Here is an 18,273-nt window from a genome sequence, read left to right as displayed (position 1 = left end):
CATGCAGTTACGAAAAGAAAATATACTTATTGTAGATGATGATGTTAACATTCTAGAACTCTTGCAACGTCATTTACAATCATGGAATTATCATACCTATAAAGCGGTTTCAGTTAAAGAGGCGGTCATTATTTTGCGAGATACAAAAGTTGATTTGTTAATTACAGATTTAAAAATGCCCGAAATAGATGGGTTCGAATTGATAAAGTTTGTTTCAGAGCATTATCCGAAATTACCTAAATTAGTGGTTACTGGCTATCCTTCAGTTCAAAATTCTTTGGCTGCGATTAAATCTGGTGTGGTCGATTATTTAACAAAACCATTTACAAAAGATGAGTTAAAATCTGCATTAGATAAGTCTTTGATTACTTCCGAAGAAAACGTACAGCAATCTAAAAAAATTTCTGAACCACAAAATAAGGCTTATGGTGAAATCATTGGAAATTCAGAAAAAATGAATGATGTCATACAAGTTATAGAGCGTGTAAAAGATAATAAAGCTACCATTTTTATTAAAGGAGAAAGTGGTACAGGCAAAGAGTTGGTAGCTCGTGCCATTCATTATCAAGGCAGGTTTTCAAGAGCTCCTTTCATTGCGGTAAATTGTGGTGGGATTCCAGAAAATTTGTTAGAAGCCGAATTATTTGGTTATATAAAAGGGGCTTTTACAGGTGCCGAAACGAATAGAGAAGGTTTTTTTCAAGCAGCTAATGGAGGAACCATTTTTCTAGATGAAATTGGAAATGCCTCACTTAAAGTTCAGTCACGATTGTTGCGAGTGCTCCAAGAAAAGGAAGTGGTTAAGGTTGGTGCAACTAAAGCCGAAAAAATAGATGTTCGAATTATAGCAGCAACGAATAGCGATCTGCGAGGCATGATACAAAAGCAGACCTTTAGGGAAGATTTGTTTTATCGTTTAACAGTTGTAGAAATCGATGTTGCGCCATTACGTGATCGAAAAGATGATATTCAATTATTAGTTGATAAATTTCTATTTAAATATGGTATAGAGTACAAAGATCAATTTGTGAAAATGACACCTGAAACTTTGACCATTTTAAACCGTTATGATTGGCCTGGTAATATTAGAGAATTGGAAAACATCGTTCAACGCGCTGTGATTATGTGTGACAAAATTATAGATGTAGAGCATTTGCCAGAGCATTTAAAACATACGTTAAATTTTTCTTCAGAAGCATTAGTACCCCTAAAAGTTATAGAAAAGCAATACATTGAGAAAGTATTGCGAGCCACCAATAATAATAAAACGAAAGCAGCAGAAATTCTTCAAATTGACCGAAAAACCATTCGACAAAAACTTTCAGAATAGTTGTTTTTAACTGATACATTTTTACCCTTCTGGGTAATTTTGTACCGTTTCTGTTTTTTAAGATTTAATTATATTCTATATCAAACCCTTTGTTTATAAGGGTTTTCTTGTTTTATGTCAATTTTACAATGCTTCTGGCACAGGCATTGCCTTTTGGTATGTGTATAACATTAATAAGTTTAATTATGAATCACTTTAATATCTGTCCAGATTGTATGCATCGTAGCTATTGTGTTTTAACAACGCAAAAAGATAAAGTCTGGTCTTGTAGTGAGTTTGATGAAGAAGTTCCAAACCAATACAATTTAGAGACAGTGCAAGAACAACAGCAAAAAAAAGAACTAAGATTAGTTTAACTTTTAAATTCTAAAGAAAATGATTTTTAATGTGTTCATAAAAGCAATGATATGTCAAAGTTTAATATCCAAAAAGCCTAAAGCAAAAACACTAAGGCATAAATATATCATTGAGAAATTCCATGAAAGGTCTATCGTTAATCGATATTTTAGATGTTAGATTAAACACACACGCACACATAAATTACAAAACAAAAGATTCATAAAAAGCCAATCGCTTAAAGTATTGGTATAATAAAATAAAAAATAAGATCATGAATTATAAAACACTTTCAAACATTTTTACAAATCGAAGGACAACTACAGGTAAATTAAGATTTGAAACCATTAGTGCTAGTCCTTACAAACTTTCAAACAATGCAAGATATCGCAGAAACAATCAAACTTTAATTTAAAACATAAAATGGCAACATTAACAGCAGAATTAAAAAAGAAAACCAAGAAAGTGCCTGTTAGAGGTATGATGAATAATGTTATGAAGCAGTTCAATAGTGCTGCAGACCAAATTAATTTGCATCCAAGTATTAGAAAGATATTAAGCATAACCAACAATGAGATTATTGTAAATTTTCCAGTTAAAATGGATAATGGTGAAGTAGAAATTTTTAGAGGATATCGAGTGCAACACAATAATGCATTAGGGCCCTATAAAGGTGGTTTGCGTTATCATTCAACTGTAGACATTGATGCGGCTAGAGCTTTAGCGATGTGGATGACTTGGAAAACTTCTTTGGCAGGACTACCATATGGTGGTGGAAAGGGAGGTATTCAGTTAGATCCTTCAAAATATTCTCAAGGAGAACTAGAGCGGATTACAAGGCGTTTCACATTTGCTTTAGCAGATAATATTGGTCCAGAGCATGATATTCCAGCTCCAGACGTAAATACCAATGATCAAACCATGGCGTGGATGGCAGATACATATATGAGTATGCGTCCACCAGCTGAACGTACAGCTAATCAACATGTAGTTACTGGAAAGCCAGCAGGTAGTGGTGGTCTTGAAGGTCGGGATAGAGCAACAGGTTTTGGGGTTTTCTTAGCTATTAAGTTTTGGGCAGAAAAAAACAACAAAAACTTAAAAAGGAAAAAATTTATTGTTCAAGGTTTTGGAAACGTAGGATATTGGGCAGCGCATTTTCTTGAGGATGAAGGTGCAAAATTAGTAGCAGTTCAAGATGCTTTTGGTAGTATTGAAAACCAGAAAGGAATTGTAGTAGATGATTTATTTAACTATACAAAATCTAATAAAGGTAGCATTATAGATTTTCCAGATGCTAAAAGTTTAAAGAAAGAAGACTTTTTTGCAACGGAATGTGATATATGTATTCCAGCCGCATTAGGGAACCAAATAACTGCAGATAATGCTACGCAAATTAAAGCAACCATTGTGGCAGAAGGTGCCAATGGACCAACAAACGTAGAGGGAGAAAAAATTCTACTAGAAAGAGGAATTACAATTATTCCTGACATTTTATGCAATTCTGGAGGTGTTGTGGGTAGTTATTATGAGTGGCTTCAAAACCGTAATGGTGAGCTATGGCAGCTTGATGAAGTAATGGCTAAACTGGAGAAAAAGTTAAGAGAATCATTTAATAAGGTATATGACTACTCTCTAAAAAAAGTTGTAGATATGCGCACAGCAGCCTATTGTATTGCTATACAACGTATAGAAAGAGCGTATGTTGAAAGAGGGATTTTTCCTTAAAATTAAAATAATCATTTAAACATTTTATGACATGAAGTACGGGAGTTTAATATTAGAAAAGAAAGAATATGTGTATTTAAAACGCATACTCAATATTTCAGGTTATGCTGAAAATTTCGAAACACAAAAGTCCTTGCAACGATTAACAGATGAGATCAAAACTGCTCATATAGTCGATGAAGATGAAGTGCCAGATGATGTAATTCGCATAAATAGCAAAGTTAGGGTAATCTCTGGTAATGGTTGGGAAAAAACGGTTCAAGTGGTGATGCCAATGGACAAAGATTTGAAGCAAAATAAGATTTCGATTCTTACTCCAATGGGAGCTGCATTAATTGGATATTCAAAAAACGACATCATAATTTGGGATTTCCCTGGAGGGAAACAACAACTACAAATAGTTGATGTGGATCAAGAAAAACATATAGTAATATCGATATAAAAATATAATATATGAAAACTTTAAATACAGAAATATTGAATCATGATAACGATGTAGATATTCTACACAAATATAATTCAATAGAACTAAAGGGGTGGGTGAATCAACTTCAATATATAGATAAAGAAGTAGACAAGCTTTTAAACTTATATGCGCAATCCATTCAAAATGAAGAAATACCTGAATCCGTTTTAACCCTTTTTTCAAAACGAAAAGAAGCTAATAAACAACTTTATAATACAGTTTTAAAATATGCTAATACCTATAATAAAGTTGTAGAATGTGATGACATACAATGTGATATCGTTTTTTTAGGAGAATATGAACGTTTACGTAAAAGTTATCAGTACCATTTGGATAAATATCAACGGCTTAAAGACAATCTATATGATAGGGTATTACCAAAATTTCAAGTTTAAAGAAATTGGTTGATGCAAATCACAATACATAAGATAAATGTTCATAGAAGACTATGTATACAAAAAGATCTGCTCGAATTAAACTCTTGGATTAATTCTATGGAATGTTTCAATAGTGAATTAGATCATGTTTCTATAATTGAAAAGCAGCTCATAAGAATTGAATCGGTTTCTAGGAAAATTCAAGTTCTACGCAGAAATAATATATTATACATGGCAAACCTGTGTAAATATGAGCAAGAGCTTAAGATAGAATATGAGTATGGAAAAGTAGAATATGATTTCAATAGATTGAAAGTACATGAACAAAAACGCGAAAACTATATGAAGCTAGTTGAAGAGTTTAACGCTTTTAAAAATGAGTTCTATTTGTTACTTAGAAAGTACCAACGTAAATAAAAATCAAATTTTCTTAGGTGCACAAAACCATGGTTGGTTAATAACAGGTTAGTTAGTGTTTCAAAAGGTTTTGTGCATTTCTAACCACAAAGATGATTGAATTTGCGGTTAGCCTAAGTAATACCAATTAAGAATTAAAATACGCAATTCAAACTCATTCATTAATTCGTTTTATCACTTTACTCATCATTTCCATAGCTTAGGCTATGCAAATAACACGCAGCAGGCAAAAACAAATAAGCAATGTCGTTTTCTGTTGCTCATTTTAATTCATAATTGGTATAATAATTAAAAATCATAGCATCATGAAAAAAATATTGATTCCAACAGATTTTTCACTAAATAGTTATCAGACCGTAGATTATATCACTACGCTTTTCAAGAATGTGAATTGCGAGTTTTATTTTTTGAATACTTATAAGTATGAAACTTCTGGTTTGAATGCGATCGAAATGCTTCAAGCTGATGACGAATGGTTTGAAAAACCAAAAAAAGAATCCTTAAAGAAACTAGGAATACTAGTTACGCGTAAAACTTTAAAATCCGACAATCCAAAGCATACTTTCCATGCCATTTCAGAATCTAGAAGTTTGGCTGAAGGTATTAAGGAAAACGTTGATAAAATAGGAATAGATGTCGTAGTGCTAACAAGTAAAGGTTTAACCTCATTGGGAGCAACGACCGAAAATATATTGGAAAAAATAAGGTCTTGTCCTATTTTAATTGTGCCGCCACACGCTAAAGCATACAATGGAATTCATCTAATAATTGCATCAGATTTTCAGGAAAAAATCAATACCGAAGAAATTGAACGATTCATAAAGGTTTTAGAAAACACCAAAACCAAGATTGGAATTTTCGTGCTAGAGGAACAGAGTATGCTATCTGGGAAAGCAACAGATAATCTAGAAATCATGCTAGGATATCTTAAACAATTGTCCAACAAACCGATAGACCTGGAATTTTTAAGGCCAGATCATAAATTGGCAGATTATGCAGCTTCTCACAATGACAAGATCATCTGTGTGGTGGATAAAAAACCAGATTTATTTAGGAGAATGGGTATAGTGCAATCGAAAGTTATTTCAACATTAAAAAAGTTAAATACAAACACGGTATTGACAGTACACCAATAAATTCTTCTCTAATTAAAAGTTTAACACTGTATTGGTAAGAACTTGTTGCTATTTATAAATGCAAAATCATAAATTATTAGTTAAAATTAAAAACCCTTTGATTTTGTGTTTAATAACCGTGAAAGTTTTGGCTTTCACGGTTTATATTAGAGAATCCGCTTTATGGGTGTATTAAAAAGCATAATAAAAATTACTTTAGTTTTTTTAATAAGTTCAAGAAACGTATGTTAATTAATTATATAAAATAAGACGTGAGTTCGATTTAAAACCTGTCTGCCGACCAGGCAGGCAAGGGGGTTTTTAACAATAAATTCGCTAATAAAGCGATTTGTCGCCTTGAGCCTTTCGACTTCCTGCCCGTCCGGCAGGCGGGCGCTCAGCATAAACTAAAGTCGAAAGGTCATTAAAACCAGCTATTTAAATAGGTTTCGACAGAGCCTGTGCTGAGTTTACCGAAGTATTCAACCTGACAACCAAGATTAAATTATTGATAGTCAGTTCAGTAATATTATGCTTACATCGAGTTAAAATAAACAATATGTCTGGAGCTTCATTAAATTTGGCTAAACCAACAGCAAAAAATTGGTGGCTGTTCCTTGTATTGGGAGTACTATTTATAGTTTTAGGTATTTGGATGTATAGAACACCAGAGGCAAGTTATGTTTCTTTAGCTTTAATTTTTAGTATTTCAATTTTTATTTCAGGAGTATTTTCTATCATCTTTTCACTCTCAAATAGAAAGAAAATGGAAAGTTGGGGTTGGCATTTGGTTGGCGGACTCTTTGATTTAATTTTAGGCACACTTCTCATCTTACATCCACAGCTAACGATAATTATTCTTCCTTTTTATATGGGTTTCTGGACCTTGTTTAGAGGGATTTTCGCTATAGGCTTATCATTTCAGTTCAAAGCTGTTGGAAGACCAGGTCAGTTTTGGTTATTGCTTGTGGGTTTTTTAGCTGTAATAATTGCTTCTTTATTATTATTAAAACCTATACCTAAGATTTAATTATCCTGATGAAAAAGGTTTCATTTTATGTGGCTTAGTGGGTATTCTCAATACTACTAATATCAATCTGGTCTATAATCGTGTTAACTATACGAACGGGATGGTTCTTGGGACTAATTTATCATAACTAGGTGGTAGTAGAATCAATTGGTCTTGATGATTGCTCTTCCATACTACTTTTTTATTCATACTTTAAGATACGAACACCATCAATCAATACAAAAAAAGAAGCTGCCTTTTTAGACAGCTCCTTTTTGTTTGGGTACAACATAGGTACAACATTTCAAAATCTTTCCTCTGCTAGATATCTCGTGGGCTCTGTCCTGAGGAAGTTCATTTGGTATTCTCGGTTCACTCTTCTTCCAGATTATATAACAAATGGTTTGCTTCGCATAATCTGAAATATCCCAAAACATATTCTTCAGGATTGTTTTGGTTTATAATATTACCTCTAATGTTTGCGGGTGGAGTTGCAAAGGGGTTGGAACTCGTAGTTTCCAATACTAAATTCATATAATTATAAAACTGTTCAGAGACCCCCCTATGTATAATCTCTACAGTATCTCCCACTTCCAAATCTTCATCTGAAAAGTTATTTTCAATTTCATTACCATTAAAGAAATCATCATCGGCCAGAATGTATTCAGGATATTGTAAAACCTGAGCTTTAAAATGAGTTAAATAAAAATTAGTTTGATTTTCAGGGTCATTATAAAAAATAGAAACCTCAAAGTTTTTATCTCCTGAAAACCCATTTACGTAATCTTGTTCTACGCGGTTTATTTCTGGTACAGGGATTAAAGTTTCAGAAGCACTAAAAACGTGATCTCCTACCGTGACTTCTAAGGTATAGGTGTTGTTTAATTGAGGAAGAAAATGATCGCACACATACACACCAGTTTCATCAGATTCATTGAAAGTAAATAAATCTCCACGGCTATTTTCTATATAAACCTGAGCTCCGGATACTTTTGGGGGCTCCGGATTATAATAATCTGTCATTCTGCTTATTCTTATAGTCTGAAGATTTCCATCTGTTCCCTTTTCCCATAAAATCTCTGCATCGATTACAATTGTAGAATCACCTGTTTCCAGATCTACATCGATGACCTCTTCACAGGAGCTTAAAAAAAATAGAAAAAAAACGCCTATATATTTTAAATATTTCATTGTTATTATTTTCATCTCTTTAAAATTTGAAATTATACGATATGCTTGGTAATATGCCAAAGATGGATAGGCGGCGTGCTTCATTTGCGCCTGTGTCATCGTTGGTAGTAAATCGAATTGAAGCTGCGTTTTTTCTATGATATGCATTGTAGATGCTAAAGACCCAAGAACTTTGCCACCCTTTCTTTTTATCTGGTTTGGGGGTATAAGTAGCTGCCAAATCCAAATGATGGTACGTAGGTAAACGGTTCTCATTTCGGCTTGAATAGTTGGGAATATGAAGTTCACCAAGCTCATAATAACCATTTGGATAGGTTACGGGTTGACCTGATTGCAATGAAAAATTAGCGTTGAACGACCATTTTTTGTTATAATCATAATCTGCTATAATGCTAATGTCGTGTAATTTATCATATGGAGATAAATACCAATTCCCATTTGCGATTCCCGGTTCTTCAGGTGTTCTGCCTATTGTTTTTTGTTCTGCCCTTGAAAGGGTATAGGCGATCCATCCCGTTAATCTTCCTGTGTTTTTACGAAACAATAATTCCATTCCGTAAGCTCTGGCTTTCCCATTGAGAATAATCCTTTCTATGTTGTTATTCGCCAATAAATCTGCTCCTTCTACATAATCCAGTCTATTTTTTACATCTTTATAGAAGAATTCCGTTTCGAGTGAATATTGCTTATCACTAAAATTTCTAAAATATCCTACAGCATATTGGTCAAGCAGTTGTGGTTTTATAAACGGTCCGCTAGGTGTCCAAATGTTCATCGGTGTCGGTGATTGTGTGTTGGATAAAATGTGCAGGTACTGCGCCATCCTATTATAACTTGCCTTAAAGGATTGATCATCGTTTAAAGCATATGACAATGCCACCCTAGGTTCCAAATTGTTGAAACTTGCAATTTTTTCTCCCTTGCCATAGGCCACAGATCCTGTAGGTGTAGCCTCTTCATAAATGTTATAGATAGAATTATAGATTACAGGATTATTATTGGCATAGGTATTTATTTCCTGCTTCCCAAAACGATAGAACATACTATAGCGTAAGCCGTAGCGTAGGTTAAGTTTTTCTGTGATTTTATGTTCAACATCTAAATATGCTGAAGGTTCTAAAGCATATTTTTTATCAAGCTGCTGAAAATTAAATTGTGAATCTTCACTTTCGGGTTTCAAGGTACCAGGGTTAAAATCATAATAATTTGCCGCTATACCATAGTTGAGCTGTAAATTTTCTGAAATAAAATGATTCCAGTTGTATTTCAAACCATAACTATTGATGTTACTTTCCCAATTAAAATTTCGCCCACTAATACTTAATTTGAACGTATAATCACTGTAGAATAATGATAAATTTGTATTTATATTATCGGAGAAACGATGTTTCCAACTTAAATTCCCCATAGTATTTCCATAAGTACTAGAGAAACTATCGCTTATGTCAAATACATCATTTCCGAAGTAGCCTGAAAAATGAATGCTGTTATTTTCATTAAGCTTATAATTCAATTTTGTGTTAAGGTCATAAAACTTAGCAGAATTGTTATTGTTTGCCAGTTTTAAAAAAAGATGGGCATAAGATGTACGTCCGGCAACCATAAAAGATCCTCTTTCTTTTTGAATAGGCCCTTCTGCGGTAAGCCTGCTGGAGATTAATCCAATACCTCCGTTCATATGAAAGTCATCATAATCTCCTGTTTTTTGGTGTACGTCCAAAATAGAAGATACCCTCCCGCCAAATCGGGAAGGGATGCCTCCTTTATATAAGTCTAAATTACTAATGGCATCAGCATTAAAGACAGAGAAAAATCCAAATAAATGCGAATCACTATAGATGGGGGTGCCATCTAATAAAATTAAATTCTGATCTGCTGCACCACCCCTCACATTAAAACCCGAAGAGGCTTCTCCAGAACTGGTCACTCCGGGAAGAGTTAAAAGGGATTTTAAGGGATCGGCTTCTCCCATGGCTACGGGCATTTCCTTTATTTCTTTGATTGATAGACTATTCACGCTCATTTGCGGTTTTTTAATATTCACCGCCTTGGTATTCTGGGTAATTACAACCTCGTCCAAGGCTTGATTGTTTGCAAGCATTGAGATGTTAAGATTTTTATTACTATTGAGAGCTACATTTAGGGTTTGGTTTTCATACCCTAAATAACTTGTTATTAAAGTATAGTTCCCTTCCGGGAGCCACATTGAGAAGTATCCATTTTCATCCGTTACAGTTCCTGTTGATGTTTCCTGAATGTAAATGTTAGTTCCTAACTGAGGCTGTCCTGAATCATCTAGGATTACACCAGATAGTTTATGTCTCTCTTGTTGAGATTGTAATTCTCTTCTCTTAACAGTAATACTGTTTCCTATAACGGAAAATTGAAAAGGTGAGTTTTTATTGAGAATCGAAATAAGGTTTTTAATTTCAACATCACTATAGTCTATTTTTTCACTTAGATTTTGGTCTACATATATGGAGTTATTATATGCAAATTTATAGTCGGTCTGATTTTCTATTTCAGTAAATAGTTGTTTCAACGTTGCTGTTTGATCTAACGAAATTGAGATATTTTGCGAAAAGATATTTAGGCTAAGCATTAGAAAGCAATATTTTATATGCTTCATAAAATTTGTATTTTTATATTCGGTTAAAATGGATGTATGTCTTTTTTAATCATAGAAAGGATGTTTAGTTTAGCGGCTAGGACATCCTTTCGCTTTTTTATTTAAATGTTATTTCTTTTATGTTTTCATCTCTATAAGAATTTAGATTGTATATTTCAGATAATATTTGTGTGATGTTCGATAATTTCTCCTTTTTTCGAATGCGAATTGTAACTTGCTTTTGTAGTAGTTCTTGAGGGAAGGTTATTTTATAGTTGTAATTTGTTTGAATGTATTTAATGACCTCTTTTAAAGGTTTTTTATTAAAATCTTTAAACCTTTTAAAAGACGTTATGGTCAAGTGATTTGTATTGTAGACAAACTTTTCGCCTGGTGATAGTATCCAATTATTAGTACTGTCCTTTACGCTCATTTGAATACTACCCTCATAAAGCTGGACATTTACAGTATTACTAATTTCTTCTTTCACGTTAAACTCAGTGCCTAAAACAGTAGTAGTGGTAGTTTTGCACGATACTTGAAATGGATGGTCTTTGTCTTTTTTAACTCTAAAGAAAGCTTCTCCTTTTACCCTGATTTTTCTGTTCTTTCTAAAATTATCTGAAAATTCGAGTTGAGCATGTGGTTCAAGTTCTACGAGTGAGCCATCCGGAAGATAAACGGTTTTATCCTGATTGCCTGGATTTTTGATAATATTGATCTTGCTGGCAATAGAAGGCTCAAATGTTGAATTATTGTACATCCACAAACCACTTATCGAAAGGAAAATAACGAGCACGGCCGCAGCTGCGTAGTGCCAGGGTTTAATAGGTTTCTTTTTACGGTTAAATGTTTTCGATGAAAAATCTTGCCAGGATTTTTCAAATTTATCTTCGGGCTGTACTTCAGAAGTTTCCTCCCAAACATCTTGTAATTTTTTTTCAATCTCTTTATCGTCCATAATATATCTTTTAAAGCTTTTGACATTTTACTCCCTGAGTTATAAATAATGAATGTACTATTTCTGAAACATCACGGTTTACTTCAACTTTTAATAAAGTATTGCTCTCTTTAAAATCAAAATCGATTAACGCATCTGAAATACTTTTTCTAAGTAGGCTTAACAAGTAATTAGCCTGTTGCTCATTTTTAATATCGGTATTAAATATTTCAACCTTCATTGTTTACGTATATATGACAAACGAGAAATACAAAGTTCCCAAGCTTAATCAATTTTTCTTTTAATATTTATCATTGGGTTGGTAATGAAGGTTTATATTCAGATGTATCATCAATTTGAACTATCGTAAGTAATAGCCTTCCTTGAAAAGGTAAACCCGAAGTTTGATTCAAACTTCAGGTTTTTTATATTGGAACAGCTATTGGCGTTCAAGGGTAATAGTTCCTTCACCCGCTCCTTCCATAGTATTTGTGCTTTCACAAGTTAATTCTTGTTGTGTACTGGCGTCAATCATAATATTTGTGTAGGTAAGTCCTCCATTTTCTTGAAATATAGCTACAGGTATAGGATCACATAAATCGGTCAAATCGTAAACTTTTTCTATAATGTTGCCATTAGATGGGTTTTCATATTTCAAACTAACTTTGCTTTGAACCCAATTGCCCACCATGGTTGTGGTTTCCGGAACAGAGTTGTCGTCGTCATTGCTACAGGACGGGAAAATTAAAATGAAGATAAATAGACTAAGAAATTTTACTACGTTTTTCATAATAAGTTTGTTTTGTACTTACTTATATGACAAACAAGAATCGAAAAGTTCCTAAGCGTTTGCTATTTTTTTCTGAAGAAATTTATTGGCCAGGTAAATGTGGTTGGCAATTGTCTTGGGGGAGAGTTGGGTAATTTCTGCTATTTCCTGATAAGAATAATTTTTTAGTTTGTGAAGTATGAAAATTTTCCGTTGCTGTTCTGGAAGTTGGAGGAGTAAATCCTCTAATTGTTTTTTTTTATATTCGAAATCTTCATAAAAATCATCTTCTTCCTGAAGATCACTTTTAAGAATAGAGGCGTTAATAGGAATAACCTTATTTTCTCTTCTTAAATGATTTAGGATAATGTTTTTACAAATGACAAATAACTGCTTATCAAAAAGAACGTCTTCTTTTAGCTGTTCTCTGTTATTGTAGATCTTAAGAAAAGTTTCCTGTACAAAATCTTCGGGTGTAAGAAACTTGAACTCAAATCGCTTTGCGGTTTGAATTAATTTTGAATAATAGGAGGAATATATATCCTTGAAGGCCTTTTTATTGCCTTTCTTAAGCTTTTTCACAAGTTCTTTGTTTTCCATTTCATTGAAGGTTCTTCTGCTTTAAAACAAACATTTGGGTTATTTATTATAGGTTTTATGTTATTTCTTTTTAGTAATCAAGGCTTTTTTTTACAATTGATTTTAGGTCCTTGTTGAATTTACTGATCACCACTTTGATTTTGTGATAAATAGCTTTGGCGTTACTGAAATCTGCTTTTTTCATTTCAGGAAAAATAAAATTATCGGCTCCATTTTTATTGTTCTCATAATACCTCATAATTATTAATTGGACTTGCAACAAAAAACTGGACTTTAAGTTGAATGACTAAGCAGCTAGTTTGTGGTTATACATATCTAATTCAAATTCTCTTATTGTTCTGTTCCCTAAAAAGGAATGTCTTCGTTTGTTATTGTACCAAGTCTCTATCCACCCGAAGATGGATAACTCTACTTCAGTTCTTAGTTTATAATGATGCCTATAAAACCATTCTACCTTTAAGGATTAAAAAATGATTCTATTTTTTATAGCATTGCTAATTTGGATTATTTAATTCAATTGAAACTCGCCCTAAACGCCATCGGACTGACCCCATTTTTACTCTTAAACAATCGGCTAAAACTTTGAGGGTATTCAAAGCCTAATTTATATGCTATTTCACTAACTGTTAATTCAGATACAGAAAGCATTTCTTTTGCCTTTTCGACAAGTTTGTTGTGTATATGGTGCTGTGCGCTTAAACCGGTTAGAGCTCTCAACATATCACTTAAATAGCTGGGAGAAATATTTAATTCTTCAGAGAGCAATTGCACTGTTGGAATTCCTTCCTTCAATGGTGAGGAGCCATTAAAATAGTTGTCTAAAATTTCCTCCATTTTTTGTAGTAATTCGTTGTTTACGACTTTTCGAGTCATGAATTGTCGTTTATAAAAACGGTTACAGTAACTTAACAGGAGCTCAAGTTGTGCTATCATGACATCCTGGCTAAAATCATCTATCCTACTTTTTAATTCAGCGTCTATAATTTCAAAAATGGATAAGATTGTTTTTCTTTCATTTTCTGATAAATGCAGTGCTTCATTAGTGGCATAGGAAAAGAAACCATATTCCTTGATCTTCTTTGCCAATGGATAGGTTAAAAGAAAATCGGGGTGGACCAATAATAAACTACCACCTGCGTGATTGCCACTGGGACTTTCAAATACTTGATTTGGAGAGGTAAGTACCAAACCCCCTTCTCCAAAATCATAATAATGCTGTCCGTATTTAGCTTGTCCACACATCCCCGTTTTATAGGAAACCTTATAGAAGTTCATTACCATAGATTTCGGAAAATCGTTGGGTAGTTTTTCTAAGTCCGTAATATCAATGAAGCTAATCAACGGGTGCATAGGTTTTTGTAAGCCAAACACCCAATGAAAGTCGTTTAATGATTCAAATTTATAAAGTGTATTCTCTTCCTTTTTCATTCTCAAATTTACAAAATTCAAAAGCAATAATTTTTACCAAGGGCATTCTCCTGTTTCTGGATTGTGTTCCTCGCTGATGAACTTTCCTGTGGGACCATCCTCGCCAATCATAGCATATTTACTAATACGAGTTCCTGCTTCTTGCACCGTACCTGTGCCACGATGGTCATTAAAGTCCGTTGCCACGAATCCCGGACAAACGGCATTTACCTTAAATGACGTATCCTTTAGTTCATATGCCAAATTGATAGTGTACATATTAAGGGCTGCTTTTGATGCCGGATAGACAGCCGCTTTGTGTGAATAATATTTCCAAGCGGGATCGCAATGTAGTGTTAAGGAACAACCACTTGATGATACATTTACTATACGTGGTTCTTCTGCTTTATACATCATATAATAAATGCTTGTGTCACTCTAGCCACACCATACACATTGGTTTCAAATACTTGTTTGAATTGGTCTATGCTTGCTTCTAATGCAGCTTGTGGCCAACCGCCATTGATACCTGCATTGTTGATAAGCACGTCCAGAACTTCCGTTTTTTTACCGATTTCAATTCTTGCCGATTTTACTGAATCGTCATCGGTAACATCCAATTGTACGATTTCAACATGAGTTAGTCCTTCGGCTTTAAGTTTTTCGAAAGCTGCCGCTCCGTTTTCCAGATTGCGACTGCCTATGAAAACGTAGTAGCCTTGTTGCAATAATTGTCGTGCGGTTTCATAGCCAATACTTTTGTTGGCCCCTGTAATTAGTACTTTTTTCATGTCGCTTTTTTTAATTATTATAAGCTATAGCAAAATCTTTGGCGAAATCAACAAATTTTATTTTGCCCAATTCTGGTTTGTTACGATAAAAATCTTCGAACAATAAACCGGTACGTTGACTTGCCTGCATTTCTACCATCCCTTTTGCAATTTTTGGATTTACGCCCATTGACAACATGCCCTCTAGCATTTGTTCGTCTGAAATTTCAACCCATTTTAAATCAGGGTTTCCGATGGCTTTTCCCAATATTCGGACTATCTCATTGGGAGATACTTCATCACTTGCTATATAACGAACTTTTCTTCCCTCAAAAGGGGATGCCATTTCTTCGGCAATTGCGTCAGCGATATCCAATGGGGAAACCCAAGGTTCTTTTTTATCGCCACCATAGTTTGAAACAATCGCCCCTTTTTCTTTAATAGATGGCATAGACCTAAATAAATTGGTGTAGAAACCGGTTGGTCTCATAAACTTGATGGAAACATCATCGGGAAGTTGCTTCAAAATATTTTCAACATCATAGTGGGCGGAAAGCGAACCATACCCTGTAGAACAGTGAGCACCAACACTGCTGAGATGAACAACCTTTTTAACTCCCGAAGCCAATACAGCTTGTTTATAATTGTTTCCAATGAGATGAAAGCCTGCCAAAAAATCAACATCTTTATCAAAAATGCTGCCGATGCCTTCCCATGCTTCCATGAGGTAAACGATATCGGCTCCTTTGAAAGTTTTGGCTAAAAACCCGCCATCTTTCATAGAGCCAATGGCTGCTTTTGCCCCAAAAGCTTCAATGTTCTGTTGCCTTTCTGCTTTGCTCGAGATTACTGTGACATGATGCCCTCTTTTTACCAAAGTGGGGGTGAGCGATTTACCGATGTTCCCTAAGGAACCTGTAATGACTATATTCATACTTCTATTTTATAGTGCAAATATCATCAAGCGGATAAAGGCAGATATAACCTAAATGAGGGATTTTATAACAGGAATGGGGATAATGAAAAGAGGCTGTCTGAAAAGTTTGTTATTAACTTAGAATGCTCAGTACAGGCTATAGCGAAGAATCTTATTATTTTGTAAAACAATATATTATGTTTTTAAGAGATTCATCATAGCTTCGCGGCTACCTTCAAAACAAAATATTTTTGTTTCTCGGTAATATTCAGAATGACACTTTTCAGACAGCCTCTTTTTCAAACTATTGAGAAGAGCAGTATATTTTTTTAATCAATGACAATACTATTAACTCCTTTTTCTAATGCCGTATCCTGTATAACGGGAATATGAAGTCCTTCAGCTCTAAATACGGTAAGGTCGGTCATGCCCAAGAAGCCTAAGAACGATTTTAGGTAAGGTGCTACAAAATCATTCGATTTACCTTGTTCATCTGTGTAAATGCCACCTGAACTCATGGCCACATATACTTTTTTTTCTGAGATGAATCCAATGGGCATGCCAGCTTCATTATAGCCAAATGTGATTCCACGACGTGTTATATGGTCTATCCATGCCTTCAGGGAAGAATGGATGGTACGGTTGATAAGTGGTGCGCCAATTACCACGATGTCACAGTCAAATAATTGTTTCACCAAATTATCCGACAGTTGAAGTGCTTGCCTCACTTCATCGGTTTGATGCTCTTCTGGAGTAAACATGGCATGTAAAGTTTCCGGTGTTAGATGTGGGATATTACTTTCCACCAAATCCAATTGCTCAAGTGTACTGTTAGGATATTTTACCTTTATTTTTTCAACGATAGCATTTCCTAATTTTCTGCTATACGATTTTTCTTCCATGATACTGGAGTTGATTTGTAATATGCGTTTTGAATTCATTTTGTATTTTATTTACAACTTTAAAAGCACAAAACTAACGCGAATAACTATACAAAATATAGTAGTTACCTAAAGGAAAGCGGTTACCTTTAGGAAAGTTTTTATCTTTGTTACTATGAAAACACTTGAACAAGAAGCACTTCCGACCAAGGAAGCATGTGCGGGCTCATTAAAAAACGTGCTGGATGCGATGTACGTATTAAACGGAAAATGGAAATTGGCCATAGTGCTTTGCCTGGTGCAATCTCCCAAAAGGTTTAATGAGATTCAAAAAGAAATCAAGGGTATTTCGCCCAAAGTATTGTCGAATGAATTGAAGGATCTAGAAATGAATTTTCTCATAAAACGAATCGTATATCCAAGTTCACCGGTAAGTATCATTTATGAATCCACAGCATATAGCCACACATTAAAAAATGTCCTGGAAGAGCTAAGCACATGGGGCAAAAATCATAGAGATAAAGTGATTGGGAAATCTATATAAACCTTTTTTATATTATAATTCCTTTAAAACATCTTTCAAGTTTTTTACGTTTTTTTTCTAATTTTTTCCTGAAATCACTAGCCCATTCTTTCATTTGGTCAAGCACGGGTTTCAAGGTAAGTCCATCATCCGTTAAACTATACTCAACGGTAATAGGGACCGTATTGAATGTTTCCCGGTTTACTATGCCAATAGCTTTGAGGTTCTTTAATTCCTTGATTAGCATCTTACTTGAAAAAGTATAATATTGAAAGTATATTTGCAATTCCAATTTTTAAAAATTGAGAATGGCTAAAAAAATTTTGATCCTTAATGGCCATCCAAATAAAGAAAGTCTGAACTTTAGACTTGCGGCCGCATATAAAAAAGGAGCTTTGGAAAGTAATGCGGAAGTAGAAGAATTAATAATTTCTAATTTAAAGTTTAATCCTAATCTTGAATTTGGCTATCTAAAAAGAACCGAATTGGAGCCGGATCTTTTGAATGCTTGGGAAAAAATTACATGGGCAGACCATTTGGTTTGGACTCATCCTGTTTGGTGGGCAGGAATACCTGCAATTTTAAAGGGCTTCATAGATCAACTTTTTTTACCTGGTATGGCATTTCAACCCAGAGAAAACTCAGTTTAGTGGGATAAGTTGCTTAAAGGTGAAACGGTACATATAATTACAACTCTTGACGCTCCAAGTTGGTATTATTGGCTTGTTTTAGGAAAACCAAGTATCAATCAACTTAAAAAGGCAACCTTGGAATATTGTGGAATTAAACCAGTGAAAGTTACCTATTTTGGATCTGTAAAAAAATCGACCAACGGATTAAGGAAAAAGTGGCTAGATAAAGTGGAAGAATTTGGTCGGAAAAATAAATAA

General features: G+C 34.0%; 19 protein-coding genes and 3 pseudogenes. 10 read left to right on the top strand and 12 right to left on the bottom strand.

Features of this window, described 5'->3' with window-relative positions:
* The first annotated feature begins 1 nt into the window (after position 1).
* The 8 genes from PQO00_RS12270 (at position 2) to PQO00_RS12235 (ending at position 6,799) form a co-directional block, all read left to right on the top strand.
* On the top strand, positions 2 to 1,330 hold the full coding sequence (locus PQO00_RS12270) for a sigma-54 dependent transcriptional regulator (RefSeq protein WP_274185139.1): 1,329 nt from the start codon (positions 2 to 4) through the stop codon (positions 1,328 to 1,330).
* A 128-nt stretch (positions 1,331 to 1,458) separates the two neighbouring features.
* The gene (locus PQO00_RS12265; protein ID WP_274185138.1) at positions 1,459 to 1,686 is read left to right on the top strand and encodes a hypothetical protein; all 228 of its coding nucleotides are present in this window, start codon (positions 1,459 to 1,461) and stop codon (positions 1,684 to 1,686) included.
* A 403-nt stretch (positions 1,687 to 2,089) separates the two neighbouring features.
* Positions 2,090 to 3,394: a Glu/Leu/Phe/Val dehydrogenase gene (locus PQO00_RS12260; RefSeq protein WP_274185137.1), complete on the top strand. Its 1,305-nt coding sequence runs from the start codon at positions 2,090 to 2,092 to the stop codon at positions 3,392 to 3,394.
* Between the two features lie 31 nt (positions 3,395 to 3,425).
* Positions 3,426 to 3,836, top strand: a complete 411-nt coding sequence (locus PQO00_RS12255) for a GreA/GreB family elongation factor (protein WP_274185136.1) — start codon at positions 3,426 to 3,428, stop codon at positions 3,834 to 3,836.
* Positions 3,837 to 3,847: 11 nt separating this feature from the next.
* Positions 3,848 to 4,255: a hypothetical protein gene (locus PQO00_RS12250; RefSeq protein WP_274185135.1), complete on the top strand. Its 408-nt coding sequence runs from the start codon at positions 3,848 to 3,850 to the stop codon at positions 4,253 to 4,255.
* Between the two features lie 99 nt (positions 4,256 to 4,354).
* Positions 4,355 to 4,654, top strand: coding sequence for a hypothetical protein (locus tag PQO00_RS12245; protein WP_274185134.1), 300 nt, complete (start codon positions 4,355 to 4,357; stop codon positions 4,652 to 4,654).
* 305 nt (positions 4,655 to 4,959) lie between these two features.
* Complete coding sequence (locus PQO00_RS12240) at positions 4,960 to 5,790, top strand: universal stress protein (RefSeq protein ID WP_274185133.1); 831 nt, start codon at positions 4,960 to 4,962, stop codon at positions 5,788 to 5,790.
* Between the two features lie 559 nt (positions 5,791 to 6,349).
* On the top strand, positions 6,350 to 6,799 hold the full coding sequence (locus PQO00_RS12235; protein ID WP_274185132.1) for an HdeD family acid-resistance protein: 450 nt from the start codon (positions 6,350 to 6,352) through the stop codon (positions 6,797 to 6,799).
* Positions 6,800 to 7,150: 351 nt separating this feature from the next.
* Here PQO00_RS12235 and PQO00_RS12230 read toward each other — a convergent pair whose 3' ends face one another.
* The 11 genes and pseudogenes from PQO00_RS12230 to PQO00_RS12180 form a co-directional block, all read right to left on the bottom strand.
* Positions 7,151 to 7,969 (bottom strand): DUF4249 domain-containing protein, encoded by an 819-nt coding sequence (locus PQO00_RS12230; protein ID WP_274185131.1) that lies wholly within the window; start codon positions 7,967 to 7,969, stop codon positions 7,151 to 7,153.
* A 19-nt stretch (positions 7,970 to 7,988) separates the two neighbouring features.
* On the bottom strand, positions 7,989 to 10,598 hold the full coding sequence (locus PQO00_RS12225) for a TonB-dependent receptor (protein WP_274185130.1): 2,610 nt from the start codon (positions 10,596 to 10,598) through the stop codon (positions 7,989 to 7,991).
* A 97-nt stretch (positions 10,599 to 10,695) separates the two neighbouring features.
* Complete coding sequence (locus PQO00_RS12220; RefSeq protein ID WP_274185129.1) at positions 10,696 to 11,538, bottom strand: FecR family protein; 843 nt, start codon at positions 11,536 to 11,538, stop codon at positions 10,696 to 10,698.
* 10 nt (positions 11,539 to 11,548) lie between these two features.
* On the bottom strand, positions 11,549 to 11,758 hold the full coding sequence (locus tag PQO00_RS12215) for a hypothetical protein (protein ID WP_274185128.1): 210 nt from the start codon (positions 11,756 to 11,758) through the stop codon (positions 11,549 to 11,551).
* A gap of 198 nt (positions 11,759 to 11,956) precedes the next feature.
* Positions 11,957 to 12,307, bottom strand: a complete 351-nt coding sequence (locus tag PQO00_RS12210; RefSeq protein WP_274185127.1) for a hypothetical protein — start codon at positions 12,305 to 12,307, stop codon at positions 11,957 to 11,959.
* A 51-nt stretch (positions 12,308 to 12,358) separates the two neighbouring features.
* Complete coding sequence (locus tag PQO00_RS12205) at positions 12,359 to 12,886, bottom strand: sigma-70 family RNA polymerase sigma factor (protein ID WP_274185126.1); 528 nt, start codon at positions 12,884 to 12,886, stop codon at positions 12,359 to 12,361.
* Between the two features lie 286 nt (positions 12,887 to 13,172).
* A pseudogene (locus tag PQO00_RS12200) lies at positions 13,173 to 13,363 on the bottom strand (IS3 family transposase); the annotation flags it as partial.
* Between the two features lie 36 nt (positions 13,364 to 13,399).
* Complete coding sequence (locus PQO00_RS12195) at positions 13,400 to 14,314, bottom strand: AraC family transcriptional regulator (protein ID WP_274185125.1); 915 nt, start codon at positions 14,312 to 14,314, stop codon at positions 13,400 to 13,402.
* A 33-nt stretch (positions 14,315 to 14,347) separates the two neighbouring features.
* Positions 14,348 to 15,084 (bottom strand): annotated as a pseudogene (locus PQO00_RS12190) (SDR family oxidoreductase).
* Positions 15,085 to 15,094: 10 nt separating this feature from the next.
* The gene (locus PQO00_RS12185; RefSeq protein WP_274185124.1) at positions 15,095 to 15,997 is read right to left on the bottom strand and encodes an NmrA family NAD(P)-binding protein; all 903 of its coding nucleotides are present in this window, start codon (positions 15,995 to 15,997) and stop codon (positions 15,095 to 15,097) included.
* 311 nt (positions 15,998 to 16,308) lie between these two features.
* Positions 16,309 to 16,920: an FMN-dependent NADH-azoreductase gene (locus PQO00_RS12180; RefSeq protein ID WP_274185123.1), complete on the bottom strand. Its 612-nt coding sequence runs from the start codon at positions 16,918 to 16,920 to the stop codon at positions 16,309 to 16,311.
* Between the two features lie 115 nt (positions 16,921 to 17,035).
* Here PQO00_RS12180 and PQO00_RS12175 point away from each other — a divergent pair, with 115 nt between their 5' ends.
* Complete coding sequence (locus tag PQO00_RS12175; protein ID WP_274185122.1) at positions 17,036 to 17,404, top strand: helix-turn-helix domain-containing protein; 369 nt, start codon at positions 17,036 to 17,038, stop codon at positions 17,402 to 17,404.
* Positions 17,405 to 17,411: 7 nt separating this feature from the next.
* Here the strand turns inward: PQO00_RS12175 and PQO00_RS12170 are convergent, their stop codons facing one another.
* Positions 17,412 to 17,669, bottom strand: a complete 258-nt coding sequence (locus PQO00_RS12170; RefSeq protein ID WP_274185121.1) for a helix-turn-helix domain-containing protein — start codon at positions 17,667 to 17,669, stop codon at positions 17,412 to 17,414.
* Positions 17,670 to 17,691: 22 nt separating this feature from the next.
* Between PQO00_RS12170 and PQO00_RS12165 the strand changes: the two are divergent.
* A pseudogene (locus PQO00_RS12165) lies at positions 17,692 to 18,273 on the top strand (NAD(P)H-dependent oxidoreductase).

The sequence above is a fragment of the Flavivirga sp. 57AJ16 genome (genome assembly GCF_028736925.1).
GTDB lineage: Bacteria > Bacteroidota > Bacteroidia > Flavobacteriales > Flavobacteriaceae > Flavivirga.
The sequence above is the reverse complement of the archived record's forward strand: the minus strand, read 5'-3'. Positions and strand labels throughout refer to the sequence as shown.

What these genes read in the sequence shown, in the direction of transcription:
- PQO00_RS12270 (WP_274185139.1), top strand. Translation starts at nt 2, where the DNA reads ATGCAGTTACGAAAAGAAAATATACTTATTGTAGATGATGATGTTAAC.
- PQO00_RS12265 (WP_274185138.1), top strand. Translation starts at nt 1,459, where the DNA reads ATGCTTCTGGCACAGGCATTGCCTTTTGGTATGTGTATAACATTAATA.
- PQO00_RS12260 (WP_274185137.1), top strand. Translation starts at nt 2,090, where the DNA reads ATGGCAACATTAACAGCAGAATTAAAAAAGAAAACCAAGAAAGTGCCT.
- PQO00_RS12255 (WP_274185136.1), top strand. Translation starts at nt 3,426, where the DNA reads ATGAAGTACGGGAGTTTAATATTAGAAAAGAAAGAATATGTGTATTTA.
- PQO00_RS12250 (WP_274185135.1), top strand. Translation starts at nt 3,848, where the DNA reads ATGAAAACTTTAAATACAGAAATATTGAATCATGATAACGATGTAGAT.
- PQO00_RS12245 (WP_274185134.1), top strand. Translation starts at nt 4,355, where the DNA reads ATGGAATGTTTCAATAGTGAATTAGATCATGTTTCTATAATTGAAAAG.
- PQO00_RS12240 (WP_274185133.1), top strand. Translation starts at nt 4,960, where the DNA reads ATGAAAAAAATATTGATTCCAACAGATTTTTCACTAAATAGTTATCAG.
- PQO00_RS12230 (WP_274185131.1), bottom strand. Translation starts at nt 7,969, where the DNA reads ATGAAATATTTAAAATATATAGGCGTTTTTTTTCTATTTTTTTTAAGC.
- PQO00_RS12225 (WP_274185130.1), bottom strand. Translation starts at nt 10,598, where the DNA reads ATGAAGCATATAAAATATTGCTTTCTAATGCTTAGCCTAAATATCTTT.
- PQO00_RS12220 (WP_274185129.1), bottom strand. Translation starts at nt 11,538, where the DNA reads ATGGACGATAAAGAGATTGAAAAAAAATTACAAGATGTTTGGGAGGAA.
- PQO00_RS12215 (WP_274185128.1), bottom strand. Translation starts at nt 11,758, where the DNA reads ATGAAGGTTGAAATATTTAATACCGATATTAAAAATGAGCAACAGGCT.
- PQO00_RS12210 (WP_274185127.1), bottom strand. Translation starts at nt 12,307, where the DNA reads ATGAAAAACGTAGTAAAATTTCTTAGTCTATTTATCTTCATTTTAATT.
- PQO00_RS12205 (WP_274185126.1), bottom strand. Translation starts at nt 12,886, where the DNA reads ATGGAAAACAAAGAACTTGTGAAAAAGCTTAAGAAAGGCAATAAAAAG.
- PQO00_RS12195 (WP_274185125.1), bottom strand. Translation starts at nt 14,314, where the DNA reads ATGAAAAAGGAAGAGAATACACTTTATAAATTTGAATCATTAAACGAC.
- PQO00_RS12185 (WP_274185124.1), bottom strand. Translation starts at nt 15,997, where the DNA reads ATGAATATAGTCATTACAGGTTCCTTAGGGAACATCGGTAAATCGCTC.
- PQO00_RS12180 (WP_274185123.1), bottom strand. Translation starts at nt 16,920, where the DNA reads ATGAATTCAAAACGCATATTACAAATCAACTCCAGTATCATGGAAGAA.
- PQO00_RS12175 (WP_274185122.1), top strand. Translation starts at nt 17,036, where the DNA reads ATGAAAACACTTGAACAAGAAGCACTTCCGACCAAGGAAGCATGTGCG.